The organism is Microbacterium sp. PMB16, from assembly GCF_051294855.1.
In the GTDB taxonomy this organism is placed as follows: domain Bacteria; phylum Actinomycetota; class Actinomycetes; order Actinomycetales; family Microbacteriaceae; genus Microbacterium.
In genome coordinates this window covers 930,973-943,861 of sequence record NZ_CP145908.1, presented here as the reverse complement: position 1 = coordinate 943,861, position 12,889 = coordinate 930,973, and the positions used below count along the sequence as shown (strand labels likewise).

Annotated in this window: 13 protein-coding genes; 12 read left to right on the top strand and 1 reads right to left on the bottom strand. The window is 68.4% G+C overall.

Translation table 11 applies throughout. The features are described 5' to 3' along the window. Positions 1 to 36 precede the first annotated feature (36 nt). The 9 genes from V5D55_RS04505 (at position 37) to V5D55_RS04465 (ending at position 8,242) form a co-directional block, all read left to right on the top strand. Positions 37 to 465 carry a heat shock protein transcriptional repressor HspR gene (locus V5D55_RS04505; protein ID WP_435748096.1) on the top strand — a complete coding sequence of 143 codons (429 nt, stop codon included), beginning with the start codon at positions 37 to 39 and terminating at the stop codon, positions 463 to 465. A 5-nt stretch (positions 466 to 470) separates the two neighbouring features. Next, positions 471 to 1,220: a helix-turn-helix domain-containing protein gene (locus V5D55_RS04500; RefSeq protein WP_435748094.1), complete on the top strand. Its 750-nt coding sequence runs from the start codon at positions 471 to 473 to the stop codon at positions 1,218 to 1,220. Positions 1,221 to 1,331: 111 nt separating this feature from the next. After that, entirely contained in the window at positions 1,332 to 2,297 is a 966-nt protein-coding gene (locus V5D55_RS04495; RefSeq protein ID WP_435748092.1) for an ABC transporter substrate-binding protein, read from the top strand. Next, the gene (locus tag V5D55_RS04490; protein ID WP_435748090.1) at positions 2,294 to 3,193 is read left to right on the top strand and encodes a siderophore-interacting protein; all 900 of its coding nucleotides are present in this window, start codon (positions 2,294 to 2,296) and stop codon (positions 3,191 to 3,193) included. The genes V5D55_RS04495 and V5D55_RS04490 overlap by 4 nt, the downstream gene beginning before the upstream one ends. After that, positions 3,174 to 4,247, top strand: coding sequence for a FecCD family ABC transporter permease (locus V5D55_RS04485; protein WP_435748088.1), 1,074 nt, complete (start codon positions 3,174 to 3,176; stop codon positions 4,245 to 4,247). Before V5D55_RS04490 ends, V5D55_RS04485 begins: the two co-directional genes overlap by 20 nt. A 32-nt stretch (positions 4,248 to 4,279) precedes the next feature. Further along, a complete protein-coding gene (locus tag V5D55_RS04480; protein ID WP_435749259.1) occupies positions 4,280 to 5,299 on the top strand; it encodes a FecCD family ABC transporter permease in 1,020 nt (339 codons plus the stop codon). Beyond that, positions 5,296 to 6,123 carry an ABC transporter ATP-binding protein gene (locus tag V5D55_RS04475; RefSeq protein WP_435748086.1) on the top strand — a complete coding sequence of 276 codons (828 nt, stop codon included), beginning with the start codon at positions 5,296 to 5,298 and terminating at the stop codon, positions 6,121 to 6,123. Before V5D55_RS04480 ends, V5D55_RS04475 begins: the two co-directional genes overlap by 4 nt. A 13-nt stretch (positions 6,124 to 6,136) precedes the next feature. Continuing rightward, a complete protein-coding gene (locus tag V5D55_RS04470) occupies positions 6,137 to 7,084 on the top strand; it encodes an NADP-dependent oxidoreductase (RefSeq protein WP_435748084.1) in 948 nt (315 codons plus the stop codon). Between the two features lie 159 nt (positions 7,085 to 7,243). Then, positions 7,244 to 8,242 carry an IS481 family transposase gene (locus tag V5D55_RS04465; RefSeq protein WP_435742898.1) on the top strand — a complete coding sequence of 333 codons (999 nt, stop codon included), beginning with the start codon at positions 7,244 to 7,246 and terminating at the stop codon, positions 8,240 to 8,242. A gap of 18 nt (positions 8,243 to 8,260) precedes the next feature. Here V5D55_RS04465 and V5D55_RS04460 read toward each other — a convergent pair whose 3' ends face one another. Then, the gene (locus V5D55_RS04460) at positions 8,261 to 9,193 is read right to left on the bottom strand and encodes a hypothetical protein (RefSeq protein WP_435748082.1); all 933 of its coding nucleotides are present in this window, start codon (positions 9,191 to 9,193) and stop codon (positions 8,261 to 8,263) included. 47 nt (positions 9,194 to 9,240) lie between these two features. On the opposite strand from V5D55_RS04460, the gene V5D55_RS04455 reads away from it, so the two are divergent. The 3 genes from V5D55_RS04455 to V5D55_RS04445 all read left to right on the top strand — a co-directional run bounded on the left by V5D55_RS04455 (position 9,241) and on the right by V5D55_RS04445 (position 12,888). Continuing rightward, positions 9,241 to 10,389, top strand: a complete 1,149-nt coding sequence (locus V5D55_RS04455; RefSeq protein WP_435748080.1) for a DUF4185 domain-containing protein — start codon at positions 9,241 to 9,243, stop codon at positions 10,387 to 10,389. A 128-nt stretch (positions 10,390 to 10,517) separates the two neighbouring features. Beyond that, positions 10,518 to 11,885, top strand: coding sequence for an extracellular solute-binding protein (locus tag V5D55_RS04450; protein WP_435748078.1), 1,368 nt, complete (start codon positions 10,518 to 10,520; stop codon positions 11,883 to 11,885). A gap of 76 nt (positions 11,886 to 11,961) precedes the next feature. Continuing rightward, positions 11,962 to 12,888, top strand: a complete 927-nt coding sequence (locus V5D55_RS04445; RefSeq protein ID WP_435748076.1) for a carbohydrate ABC transporter permease — start codon at positions 11,962 to 11,964, stop codon at positions 12,886 to 12,888. The last annotated feature ends 1 nt before the right edge of the window (position 12,889 follow it).

Genomic DNA, 12,889 nt, shown 5'->3' with positions numbered 1-12,889 from the left:
CGATGATCGCGGACACCGGAACGGAGGTGAGCGTCCATGGGTGACCATGGCCTGGATGCCGACACCCCGGTGTTCGCGATCGCCGTCGCCGCCGAGCTCGCGGGCATGCACCCGCAGACCCTGCGGCAGTACGACCGCATCGGTCTCGTCGTCCCCGGCCGTACCTCCGGCGGGTCGCGACGCTACTCGACCCGCAACATCGAGCAGCTCCGCGAGGTCGCGCAGCTGTCATCGCAGGGTGTGAGCCTTCCGGCGATCGCCCGGCTCCTCGACCTCGAAGACGAGAACCGGATGCTGCGCTCGAGGATCATCCAGCTCGAAGCAGCACTGCGCGCCGAGCGCGAGAGCCGTCCGGGCGTGCGCGTCTTCGCCGCCGGATCCACGGGCGTCGTCCCGATGCCGACCGGCCGCCGGCTCCGCCGCTCCACAGAGGTCATGCTGTGGAATCCGCGCCGCGGAGAATGACCGGGGTGCTCGACGTTCCCGTCGGAGTGACCGGGATCAGCACGAGCCCGTTCTCCATCAGCTCCGCCGAAGAGTGGGACTGGCACCGTCACGACGCCGATGAGCTGCTGTGGTCGGCGCGCGGGTCGCTCGTGGTCGAGACTGCTGTCGGCTTCCACGCCGTCCCGTGGACCGTGGGCCTCTGGATTCCCGCGGGCGAACCGCATCGCGTGACCGCGTCCAAGGGCACCGACTTCTCGTGCACCTTTCTCGCGCCCGGCCTCGGGTCCCCGCCGCGGGAAGGCGTCGGCGGAGTCGGCATCCCCATGGCCGCCCGCGCCCTGCTCGAGGAACTCGCGACGCAGGACATGGCGGACGACACCCGTCGCCTCGCAGAGCAGCTCCTGCCGCGCCTGCTCCACCGCGCCGACCTGTTGCACCTCACCCTGACCCTGCCCGAAGACGACCGGGCGCGTCGGATCGCGGAGGCCGTGCAGGCGGATCCGGCGGATTCGCGCACCCTGCAGGAATGGGGGGCGCTGGTCGGCGCGAGCGAGCGCCATCTGGCACGGCTCTTCCGCCGAGAATCCGGGCTCTCGTTCGCAGAATGGCGCACCAGAGCACGGATGCTGGCAGCCATCGTGCTGCTCGCCGAGGGGCTCCCGGTCGGCCTGGTCGGGCGGCGGGTCGGCTACGCCAGACCGAGCGCCTTCGTGCAGGCGTTCCGCCGGGAGTTAGGTTCGACGCCGGGAGCTTTTGCCGTCTCCACGCGCTGATTGGTCTCCCTGACGACATCGCCGGGCAGGTAGACGACATCCGGGCAAGGGATGATCGATGAGGCACTTAGGTAAGCCTCAGCTAATCCCACCCGAATCGAAGGTCCGTTCATGACGCCCTCCCGCACCCGCCGTCTCCGCGCCGTCGCCCTCGCGACCGGTGCCGTTCTCCTCCTCACCTCCTGCGCATCCGCGCAGGCCGGCGAGGCCGAGGGCGAGACCCTCACCGTCGACACCGACTTCGGCGAGGTCACCGTCCCCACCGCGCCCGAGGCGGCCCTCGGCTTCTACACGACCGACGTCGACATCCTGATCACGCTCGGCTACCCGCTGGCCGATGAGCAGCCGATCCGCGACGACTGGGACAAGTTCCCCGGGTTCTTCCCGCAGAAGGAGCTCAAGGGGATCAAGGGCTTCCACAACTACCCGGAGTTCAACCTCGAACACATCCTCGAGGTCGGCCCCGACTTCATCCTGAGCGGCCTCGGCTACGAGACCGACCTGCACGACAAGCTCACCCCGATCGCGCCCACCTACACGTACAACGCCTTCGACGGGGGTGACTGGCGCGACAAGTTCGAGACGCTCGCCGCAGATCTCGGTCGGGAGAAGCAGGCACAGGCCTGGCTCGACGACTACGCCGCGCGCATCGCCGAGGTCAAGGGCGAACTCGATGCGGCAGGCGTCGCCCCCGTCGTCGCCGACATCTCCTTCTGGGACGGCCAGATCAACGTCGGCTGCTACAGCATCTCGTGCCTCGTCTTCGCCGATCTCGGACTGGAGATCAGCCCCCTCGCAGACAGCGACGGCGACGGCAAGCCCGACAGCGAGGGCACCTCGCTCAGCATGGAGCAGATCGGCGAGCTCGCCGACGTCGACGTCATCTTCACCGGCGTCAGCGAAGACGGCTCCGGGCTCATCACCGACGAGGAAGCTCTGCAGGCGAACCCACTATGGACCGCTCTCCCCGCGGTCGCGAACGGCGACGTGCACGGCTACAACTACGAGATGAGCTACGGCTCGCCGAGCGGCCAGGACGCGCTGCTCGAGGTCGTGCGCAAGGCGCTGCTCCCGTGAGCCGCCCTCAGGTCAACCGTGTCCACCGGGTCGAGGTCGTCGACGTCGAGCGGCTGACGCCCGGCATGGTGCGCATCGTCTTCGCAGGCGACGGCCTCGAGGGGTTCGTCTCCTCGGGCGTCGGCGACGAGTACCTGCGACTGTTCCTGCCGAAGACCGGCCATGAGGAGCCGGTACTCCCGTCGCCGACCGAGGATGGCTACTGGGAGTTCCCGGACGGCGTCGACTCCACCGAGGTGCGCACCTATACCGTGCGGGCGTGGGATGCCGTGTTCGGGCGACTCGTGATCGACTTCGTCGTGCATGAGGGCGGCATCGCGGCGACGTGGGCGCTCGGCGCGAAGCCGGGGCACATCGTCGGCGTGAACACCCCGCGCGGCCTGTACGACCCGCCGGAGGGCATCGACTGGCAGTTGCTCGTCGCCGACGCCACCGGCCTTCCCGCCGCGCTGCGCCTGGCCGAACAGGCGCCCGCGGGCGTGCGCACCCGCGTCGTGCTCGAAGTCGGAGACCCGGCCGACGAGCAGCGCATCGACCTGCCGGCCGACGTCGAACTCACCTGGGTGCACGGCGGGAACGGGCACGGCCCGAGCCGTATCGAGGAGATCGTGCGGGCAAGCGACTTCCCCCGGGAACCGGGCTACGTCTGGGTCGCCGGTGAGACGCGCGTGACCAGGGGCGTCCGCAAGCACCTGCGCCACGAACTGAAGCTGCCGTCGACCGCGTACAAGGTCGTCGGGTACTGGACCGCGAACGCGGAGCAGTGGAGCGAGCGCTTCGAAGCGCTCCCCGACGCGGTGCGTGACCGCCTCAGCGCCATGTGGGACGACGAGACACGCGACGTCGAAGAGGTCGAAGACGAGTACGAGGCCACCCTTGAGGCTCACGGTCTCTGAGGTCGTCCCGGCCGTGCAGACGACCGAGGCGGCGGACAGCGCGCGCGCGGCGATCACTGTCTCACGCCGCAGACGGATGCTGGGCTTCGCCCTCGCGGTCGCCACGCTCCTGGTCTGCATGGTGTTGAGCCTCACGATCGGGTCGCAGCGACTCTCCGTCGAACAGATCGCCGCGGCCCTCCAGGGCGCCGACAGCGAGGCGTGGACCATCATCCGCGACCTGCGCGCTCCGCGCACCCTGCTCGGGGTTCTCGTGGGCGCGGCGCTCGGCATCGCCGGGGCCCTGATGCAGGCCTTCACCCGGAACCCGCTGGCCGATCCCGGCATCCTCGGCGTGAACGCGGGAGCGGCGTTCGCCGTCGCCGCCGGCGCTGCGTCCTTCGGCATCACGACGCTCTCGGGCACGATCTGGTTCGCCCTGCTCGGCGCGGTCCTCACGACGTTCGCGGTGTGGGCGATCGGAGCATCCGGTCGCCGCGGCGCCGACCCGCTGCGGATCACGCTCGCCGGCGTCGCGATCGGTGCCTTCCTCAGCGGCATCACCTCGGGCATCACGCTCCTGCTGCCCGAGGTCTTCGACCGGATGCGGGGCTGGAACGCCGGCAGCATCGCGAGCACGCCGACAGAGCAGGTGAGCGGGGTGCTGCCCTTCCTGGCGCTCGGCTTCATCCTCGCGTTCGCGGTGGCGCGGCCGCTCAACGCGGTCGCGCTCGGCGACGATCTCGCCGTCTCGCTGGGGTCGCGCATCGTGCGCACCCGCGTGCTCGCGATCATCGCCGCGACCCTGCTCTGCGCGACCGCGACCGCCGTCGCCGGACCGATCGGCTTCGTCGGACTCATGGTGCCGCACGCGGTGCGCTGGTTCACGGGGCCCGACCAGCGCTGGATCTTCGCCGGCAGCCTGATCGCCGCACCGGTGCTCGTGCTGGCGAGTGACATCGTCGGCCGCGTCGTGCTCCGCAGCGGTGAGCTGCCGGTCGGCATCGTCACCGCGTTCATCGGAGCGCCGGTGCTGATCGCGCTGGTGCGCCGGCGCGGGGCGAGCGCCCTGTGAACGTGCAGGTCGACCGGGGCTACGGAACCTGGATGCTGCGCTCGCGGCGCGACGCGCTCAGCATCCTCGTCCGGCGACGCCCCGTGATCGTCGTCGCCGCGCTCCTGCTGGCCGCCGCATCGGTGGCGATCGTGAGCCTCGGCGTCGGCGACTACACCGTCCCGATCCCCGATGTCGTCGCCACGGTCTTCGGCTTCGGCGATGCTCGCTCACACCTCGTCGTCTGGGGATGGCGGATGCCGCGCGTGCTGCTCGCGCTCGCCCTCGGCGCCGCGCTGGGTGCGGCGGGCGCCATCTTCCAATCGCTCACCCGCAATCCGCTCGGCAGCCCCGACATCATCGGCTTCGACTCGGGCGCGTACGTGGGTGCGCTGCTGGTCATGACGACGGTCGGCACCGGCTTCGTCTCCGTGGCAGCGGGGGCACTCGTCGGCGGTCTCGCGACCGCTCTGCTCGTGTATCTCCTGGCGTACCAGCGCGGGTTCCAGGGGTTCCGACTCATCATCGTCGGCATCGCGCTCTCGGCCATGCTCGCGTCGGTGAGCACCTGGGTCATCCTCAACACCGACCTGAACATCGCTCTCGCGGCGAGTGCGTGGGGGAGCGGGTCGCTCAACACGGTCGGATGGGAGCAGACGACCCCGGCCGTCGGGATCCTGGTGGTGCTGTGGGGTGCGGCCGCGCTCCTGTCCCGCGGGATGCACGCCCTCGAGGTCGGCGACGACGCGGCTGTCGCGTTCGGTGTGCGCACCGGGCGGGTGCGGCTCCGGCTCGTGATCCTCGGCGTCGCATTCACCGCCACGGCCACCGCGGCGGCGGGGCCGATCGCGTTCGTCTCTCTCGCGGCGCCGCAGCTGGCACGGCGCCTGACCCGCTCCGCCGGTGTCACACTGTCGGCCGCGGCCGCGATGGGGGCGCTGCTGCTCGTCGTGAGCGACCTGATCGCGCAGCGGATCTTCGCACCGACGCAGCTCCCCGTCGGCGTGATCACGGTGGCGCTCGGCGGCGCCTATCTCATCTGGTTGCTGATCTCGGAGGCGAGAAGACGATGACGGACACTGGTGTGGCGACGCTCGATGCGACGCAGGAGGTCGATGCGCGACTACGCGCCCGTGACGTGACCCTCGGGTACGATCGCCGCGTGATCGCGGACGGCCTCACGGTCGACATCCCGACCGGGTCGTTCACGGTCATCGTCGGGCCGAACGCGTGCGGCAAGTCCACGCTGCTGCGCGCCCTCGCGCGCGTGATGAAACCCTCCGCGGGGTCGGTCCTGCTCGACGGCAGGGAGATCGCCGAGTTCCCGGCCAAGGAGGTCGCCCGCCGGCTCGGGCTGCTCCCGCAGACCTCGATCGCCCCGGAGGGGATCACGGTCGCCGACCTCGTGGCGCGGGGGCGGCACCCGCACCAGGGCGTCTTCCGGCAGTGGACCGCGAGCGATGAGACCGCTGTGGCCCAGGCGCTGGTGGCGACCGGCACTGCCGACCTCGCCGCGCGCCAGGTCGAGGAGCTCTCCGGCGGACAGCGCCAGCGGGTGTGGGTGGCGATGGTGCTCGCGCAGGAGACGCCGCTGCTGCTGCTCGACGAGCCCACCACGTTCCTCGACATCGCCCACCAGTACGACCTGCTGGAACTGCTGCGCCGCCTCCACGACGAGGGCGGGCGCACGCTGGTGGCGGTGCTGCACGACCTGAACCAGGCGGCGCGCTACGCGGATCACCTGATCGTGATGAGCGAGGGGCGGGTCGTCACCACCGGAACCCCGGAGGAGGTCGTGACGGCACGGCTGATCGAGGACGTCTTCGGTCTGCCGTGCACGATCATCCCCGATCCGCATACCGGCTCGCCGTTGGTTGTTCCCCGTCCGCGGGAATAGGCGCGCGCGGGGGATGGCTGACACACATATGACGGATACGACGGCCGTGCGCTTCGATCGATTCGGCGAGATCACCGAACTGGCTCTGCAAACCGTCGAGCAGAGTCCCCTCGCGCCGCATCAGGTGCGAGTCCGGATTGCCGTGGCGGGGTTGAACCCCGTCGATTGGCAGATCGTCGAGTCGGAGACTCTCGCGAAAGTGTTCGGCATCACCGCTCCGTCGGGATACGGCAACGACTTCGCCGGGGTCATCGCCGAGACGGGATCGGAGGTCGTCCGGTGGCGCGTCGGCGACCGCGTGTTCGGCGGCGCGCGCGGTGCCGCGGTCGCCACTTCCGTCGTGCTCGACGAGAAGCATCGGAGCCTGCATCGAACCCCCGACGGGATCAGCGACCTCACCGCAGGGGTCATCGATATCGCCGGGAGGACGGCGTCGGCCGTGGCCGACGCTCTCGCGGTCCGCGAAGGGGAGCTCGTCCTCGTCGGGGCAGCGGGTGGGGGCGTCGGCTCGATCCTCACTCAGCTTCTCGTTCGATCCGGTGCCCGCGTCATCGGCACAGGTTCGGCCGCGTCGGCGGAGTACATCACCTCACTCGGCGCTCAGCCCATCGAGTACGGCGCCCAGCTCGAGGACGCCCTCCGTGCCTCGGCCGACGGACCGATCGCTGCGGCTGCGGATCTTCATGGCGTGCAGACCGCTCTGACGGCGCTCGCGCTGGGGGTCCCCGCCGCACGAATCGTGACGATCGAATCCGAAGAGCCACCCTCGGGTGTGATCGCGGTCAACGGCTCCGATGCCACGCCTGATGCGCTCCCGCGGCTCCTCGAGCTGGTCGCGGCCGACGAACTCACCGTCCCGATCGAATCCGTCTACACGCTGCGGGACTTCCGACAGGCGATCGAGCGTCAACGAAGCCGCCACGTGCGCGGCAAGGTCGCCATCGACACGAGCGTTGCGTAGCGGTTCATGAACGAGCGTGCTCCGGATCCCCGGGTCTGGAGCCGACCGGCTAGCTGTAGTGCCCAGGGACGTTGTTTGATCTGGATGCCCTGATGTGACGAGAACCTCCAAGGCAGAGTGGAGCTGCTACCGCTTCCGCTCTGAACCGAGGAGGTTCTCGTGTCCCACGCTAATGCGGCCTTGACGCCGCGCCAACGACTCCGGCTGGCTCGGCAGGTCGTCGACGAGGGATGGCCGGTGGCGGGAGCTGCGAGGTACTTCCGGGTGTCGTATCCGACCGCGGCGAAATGGGCGAGGCGTTACGTCGAGCTTGGCGAGGCGGGGATGGCAGACCGGTCAAGCAGACCGCACCGGCATCCGAACAAGACCCCGCAGCCTGTCGTGAAGCGGATCGTGCATTTGCGGATCAAGAAGCGCTTGGGGCCGGTCCAGATCGCCGGACGGCTGGGGATGCAGGCCTCGACGGTCCACGCGGTGCTGGTCCGCTGCCGCCTGAATCGTCTCTCGCATGTCGATGTGAAGACCGGCGAGCCGGCTCGCCGCTACGAACACGACCGTCCCGGTTCCCTGATCCATGTCGATGTGAAGAAGCTGGGCAACATCCCGCTCGGCGGAGGCTGGCGGTTCGTTGGTCGGCAGCAAGGCGGCAAGAACCGAGCCGCGACCGATCAGCACCGCCGCAGGGGTAAACAGCGCGACCCGCTGCTCGGTCACGCCTACATCCACACCGTCATCGATGATCACTCCCGGGTCGCCTACGCGGAGATCCACGACGATGAGAAGGCCGAGACCGCGATCGGTGTCCTGCGTCGTGCAGCCTCTTGGTTCGCCGATCGCGGCGTCACCGTTGAGCGGGTGCTCTCTGACAACGGCCCTGCCTACAAGTCCCACGCCTGGCGAGCGGCATGCGCTGAGCTCAGTATTCGACACAAGCGAACCCGCCCCTACCGGCCGCAGACCAACGGCAAGATCGAAAGGTTCCATCGCACCCTCGCCGATGGCTGGGCCTACTCGAAGCACTACAACTCGGAATCAGCGCGCCGAGCCGCCCTGCCAGCCTGGTTGCACTTCTACAATCACCACAGGCCCCACACAGCCATCGGGAAGCTCCCGCCCATCAGCCGGATCTCAAACAACCTGACTGGGCACTACAGCTAGCTCGCCGGGCGTCGACCCTCAGACCTCCTCGACCGAGAATCGGAACGCGGCGCCCTGGCGGAACGGCTCGACGATCTCGAAGTTCTCGAACGCCGGACCGCCGGGGATCGGCGACGCGCTCGCCCAGTACGACCAGCGCGCATTGACGACGGCCTCGAGCTCGGGGTGCGGGTCGTCGACCCGCCAGGTCTGCGCGGCTCGACGCCCGAGAAAGCGCCAGTGCGCGGCCGTGTCGGCCGAGTACTCGACCGACCACGGATCCTCTTCGTCACCGACAGCGCTCACGACCGCCGCCTCGCCATCGCGGGAGAGCTCGGCGAGCGGGAAGCGCCCGTGCTCGGTGAACGCGGTGCCGCCGAAGTCCGGCCACAAGTCGGCGGGCGTCACCACCCGGTCGGCCAGGTGCAGCACGCGCAGCCGCGCCCAGTTGCCCATGGTCGCCGTGAGGATCAGATGCGAGAGCGGGACGGATGCCGCGTTCGCGAAGCCCGCGACCTCGACTTCGTGCGGGCGGTCGGCGAAGAACCGCACCCGCACCAGGACATCCGCTCCGTTGTCGAAGCGCTCGACGCCGATCCAGACGGTGAGGGTCTCGACGCCGGCGACGGTCTCGACCGTACCGCGCGCCGGGGCGGGGCCCTCCCCGGCATCCGCAGCATCCGCATCGTCCGCCGACCAGAACCTCTTGCCGCGCTCGCCGGGATCGAGCGTGCTCGGTTCGAGCTCGGAGAATCCGCGCGTGGTCTCACCCCTCGGGATCGGCTCGACGGCGAGGAAGTTGACCAGCCGTTCCCGCGGGTGATCGAGGTACGGCGTGAACACCCGGAGCAGGCCGCGGGGGCCGGGGATCGGTGGAATACCGATCTGGATGCCGTCGACGTGACCCCAGCGGGGCTCGTCGGCAGCAGCACCGGATGGCCGGAGCCACCCGGAATCGGGGGAGAGGGGCATGACGAAGACCCTAGTGCTCTGAAATCGATTTCGCTAGATTCGGGTTCATGCATCGTCGTACCCCCGCATCCCGCCGCGCCCTCGTCTCGGCATCCGTCGTCTTCGCTCTCGCGCTCGCCGGATGCGCGGGCGGCGGCACGCCGGGGGTCGATCCGAATCCGGACAAGCCGTTCGTGCTCGAGGGGGTGACCGACCTCACCGAGATCGCGCAGCTCACGGGACCCGACGGCATGAACGACACCGCATCCGTCTCGGTCGCCGGCACTGACCTGGGGTCGATGGTGAACGTGGGCGAGAAGACCTTCTTCCTGTTCGGCGACACATTCGGCGAACGGGATCCCGAGTCGATCGGCGGCCAGGGCGGGTTCTGGAGATCGAACGTGGCCGCCTGGACCACTGACGACGACCCCACCGACGGCATCGACTTCGAGGGCTGGGTGGAAGACGACATCGGCCTGGCCGCCCCGCTCATCGAAGGTGAGCACGACGCCAACGGCGCCGGCGGCGAGGTCACGAAGATCCCGACCTACGGCTTCGCGATCGGCGAGACGATCTACGTGTCGTACATGTCGGTGAAGTTCTGGGGTGAGCCCGGCGCCTGGGACGCGAACCGCTCGGCGCTCATCGTCTCGCGTGACGGCGGCGCGAGTTGGTCTCCGGTCGACGGCGTGGAATGGCCGGGCGATTCGAACTTCATCCAGTTCGCGACCGCGCAGGTGAACGAGGGCGGGAAGGACTGGATCTATTTCTGGTCGATCCCCTCCGGTCGTTTCGGCGGCGTGCAGCTGATGCGCGTGCCCGCCACGGAGGAGGCCGTCGAAGACCAGGGCGCCTACTCCTACTTCGCCGGACTCGACGGGGAGGACCCGCGCTGGAGCGATGACATGGCCGATGCCGAGACGATCGTCGACGGCACAATCGGCGAGCTCTCGGTGATGTGGTCGACCTATCTCGAGCGCTGGATCATGACGTATTCGGATGCCGGCAGCGCCTACATCCGCGAGGGCATAACGCCCTGGGGGCCGTGGGGTGACCCGATCGAACTCGTGCCGGGCGCCGACTATCCCGGGCTCTACTCGCCCTATCTCAACCCGCGCTATGTCACGGAGGATGGCCGCCGCATCCACTTCACGCTCTCGCTGTGGGACCCGTACAACGTGTACTGGTTCTCGGCCGATCTGGAGCGCGCCGAGTGACAGCGACGGTGGATTTCCCTTGCGCATGAAATCGATTTCGCCTACTCTGGCGCATACCCGGTCACTGCGGATCGATCGGCCTGCACAGCAGCGACTCGATGAGGAGTCCGTTCCCTGAGGAGGAACAAATGAGAATCACCACCCGAACCCGCCGCACCGCGGTCGCCGCTCTCGGCGCGCTGACGGTCGGCGCGATGCTCGCCGCCTGCGGTGCCGGCACACCCGGCGGAACCGCCGGAGACGGCGGCGGCGAAGACGGCGTCACCACCATCCAGTTCTGGCACCGCAACTTCACCCCTGCGGAGAACGAGTGGTACGCCAACATCGTCAAGGAATTCAACAAGTCCCAGGATGAGATCAAGGTCGTCGACACCGAGGTGCCCGCCGACGCGTGGGACCAGAAGATGAAGGCCGCTCAGGCCGCAGGCAAGGCGCCCGACGTCTACACCAGCTCCGCGAACCTGCTCGACCTGGTCAACGCGGGCTCGGTGCACGAGCTCGACTCGATCGTCTCGGAAGACGCCCTCGGCCAGATCCTGGACAACGCGACGTCGATCTCCGAGGTCGACGGCACGCACTACGCGTATCCGCTGCTGCTCGAGCCGCAGACGGTGCTGTTCTGGAACACCGACATGCTCGACGCCGCCGGTGTCGATTCGGGCAGCGCTCCCGAGACCTGGGACGACCTGCTCGACGCCTGCGCGAAGATCCAGCCGACGCTCTCCGACGGCCAGTACTGCATCTCACCGGCGCAGGACGCCGTGACGTTCGCCTGGTCGACGGTCGGCCAGCAGTACAACTTCTCGGGCCACCTCGCGCTGACCGATGACTGGGCATCGCCTGACATCGACAACGACGGGTACCGCTCGCTGATGGAGCAGTACAAGGTGCTGTGGGACAAGGGATACATGCCCAAGCAGCCTCTCGCCGCCTACGTCGCCGGCGAGGACTTCGGTCAGAAGAAGGTGGCCTTCAAGGTCTCCGGTTCCTGGATGATGTCCGAGATCGGCTCCGACTACCCTGACCTGCTCTCGAAGACGGGCGTCGGCGCGTTCCCGAACGCCTCGGACGCCGACGGCCGCACCGCCACCACCATGGGCAACTTCACCTGGGTGGTCGACGCCAAGAGCAAGAACGCGGAGGCCGCAGGGAAGTTCCTCGAGTGGTCGATCGCCGGCGATCCGGAGAATCTCGTGCCGTTCTTCGTCGACACCCAGTTCACCAAGGTTCCGGTCCGCCAGTCGGTGCAGGATGCCGTCGCCGCGAGCCAGGAGGCGGCAGACGCCCCGTGGTCGAGCATCATCGTCGACGACATCGCGCCGGACGCGATCGCGGGTGCCACCTACCCGTGGGACGTCAACCTCGCCGTCGGCACCGCCATGGAGTCCGTGATGAAGGGCTCGGCGTCGCCGGACGATGCGATCAAGACGGCCAACGCCGCGATCCAGACGGTCATCGATCGTGATGGGCTGCCCGACAAGGCACCCAAGAACTGATATCGCTCGCTGTTCGGGGGCCGGGGCCTCCCGGTCCCCGCACAGCGACGCACCCTGAGATCGCGACGAGGTGGATATGGCCAGTCAGGCTGTGCAGGAACGCCGGGAGATCCGGCAGAGACAGAACCGGTACAAGTACCGCGACAACGGAACCGCCTACTGGTTCCTGGTTCCGCTGGTGGTGCTGCTGGGCATCTTCGTGATCTGGCCGGCGATCTACGCCGGGTACCTGTCCTTCCAGGACTGGAGCTTCTACAAGGATCCCGAGTTCGTCGGCATCCGCAATTACGCGAACGTGCTGAAGGACCCGCTGTTCATCGCCACGATCGGCCGCGGCTTCCTCTTCGTCCTGATGACCGTGCCGCCGATGCTGATCCTGGCGTTCCTGTTCGCCAGCCTCGTCGTGGCGGTGTCGCGCCGTGCTGCGAGCGTGCTCAAGGTCAGCATCTACATCCCGACCATCATCTCCGCCGTGATCACGTCGATCATCTTCGTGCTGATCTACAACTACTCCGGCGGCCTGCTGAACGCCTTCCTCGCGGTCTTCGGCGTCGAGCCGATCGCATGGATCGGCGACCCGAAGTGGGCGCTGCTCGCCGTCGCCGTCCCGGCCATCTGGCTCGGGATGGGTCTCACCTCCTTGATCATGGTCGCCGCAATGGTCGACATCCCCACCGAGTACTACGAGGCGGCGGCGATGGAGGGTGCGAACTGGGGGCAGAAGACGGCGTACATCACGATCCCGCAGATGAAGAACGTGATGCTGTACCTGCTCATCACCGGCTTCGTCGCCGCGATCCAGCAGTTCGAACTCCCTCTGGTCATGACGCAGGGCGGCCCGCTCGACTCGACGACCCTGCCCAACCTCTTCATCTTCAACCACTTCCGCAACGACGTGAACGTCGGCTACTCAATCGCGGCCGCGCTGCTGTTGTTCGTCGTGCTGGGGACCATCTCGGCTCTCGTGTTCAAGTTCGTCAACTCCGAGAGGCTGGTGGACTGAG

Coding starts and splice junctions, on each gene's coding strand:
- V5D55_RS04445 (WP_435748076.1), top strand. CDS start 11,962: ATGGCCAGTCAGGCTGTGCAGGAACGCCGGGAGATCCGGCAGAGACAG.
- V5D55_RS04480 (WP_435749259.1), top strand. CDS start 4,280: ATGCTGCGCTCGCGGCGCGACGCGCTCAGCATCCTCGTCCGGCGACGC.
- V5D55_RS04495 (WP_435748092.1), top strand. CDS start 1,332: ATGACGCCCTCCCGCACCCGCCGTCTCCGCGCCGTCGCCCTCGCGACC.
- V5D55_RS04470 (WP_435748084.1), top strand. CDS start 6,137: ATGGCTGACACACATATGACGGATACGACGGCCGTGCGCTTCGATCGA.
- V5D55_RS04505 (WP_435748096.1), top strand. CDS start 37: ATGGGTGACCATGGCCTGGATGCCGACACCCCGGTGTTCGCGATCGCC.
- V5D55_RS04460 (WP_435748082.1), bottom strand. CDS start 9,193: ATGCCCCTCTCCCCCGATTCCGGGTGGCTCCGGCCATCCGGTGCTGCT.
- V5D55_RS04455 (WP_435748080.1), top strand. CDS start 9,241: ATGCATCGTCGTACCCCCGCATCCCGCCGCGCCCTCGTCTCGGCATCC.
- V5D55_RS04450 (WP_435748078.1), top strand. CDS start 10,518: ATGAGAATCACCACCCGAACCCGCCGCACCGCGGTCGCCGCTCTCGGC.
- V5D55_RS04475 (WP_435748086.1), top strand. CDS start 5,296: ATGACGGACACTGGTGTGGCGACGCTCGATGCGACGCAGGAGGTCGAT.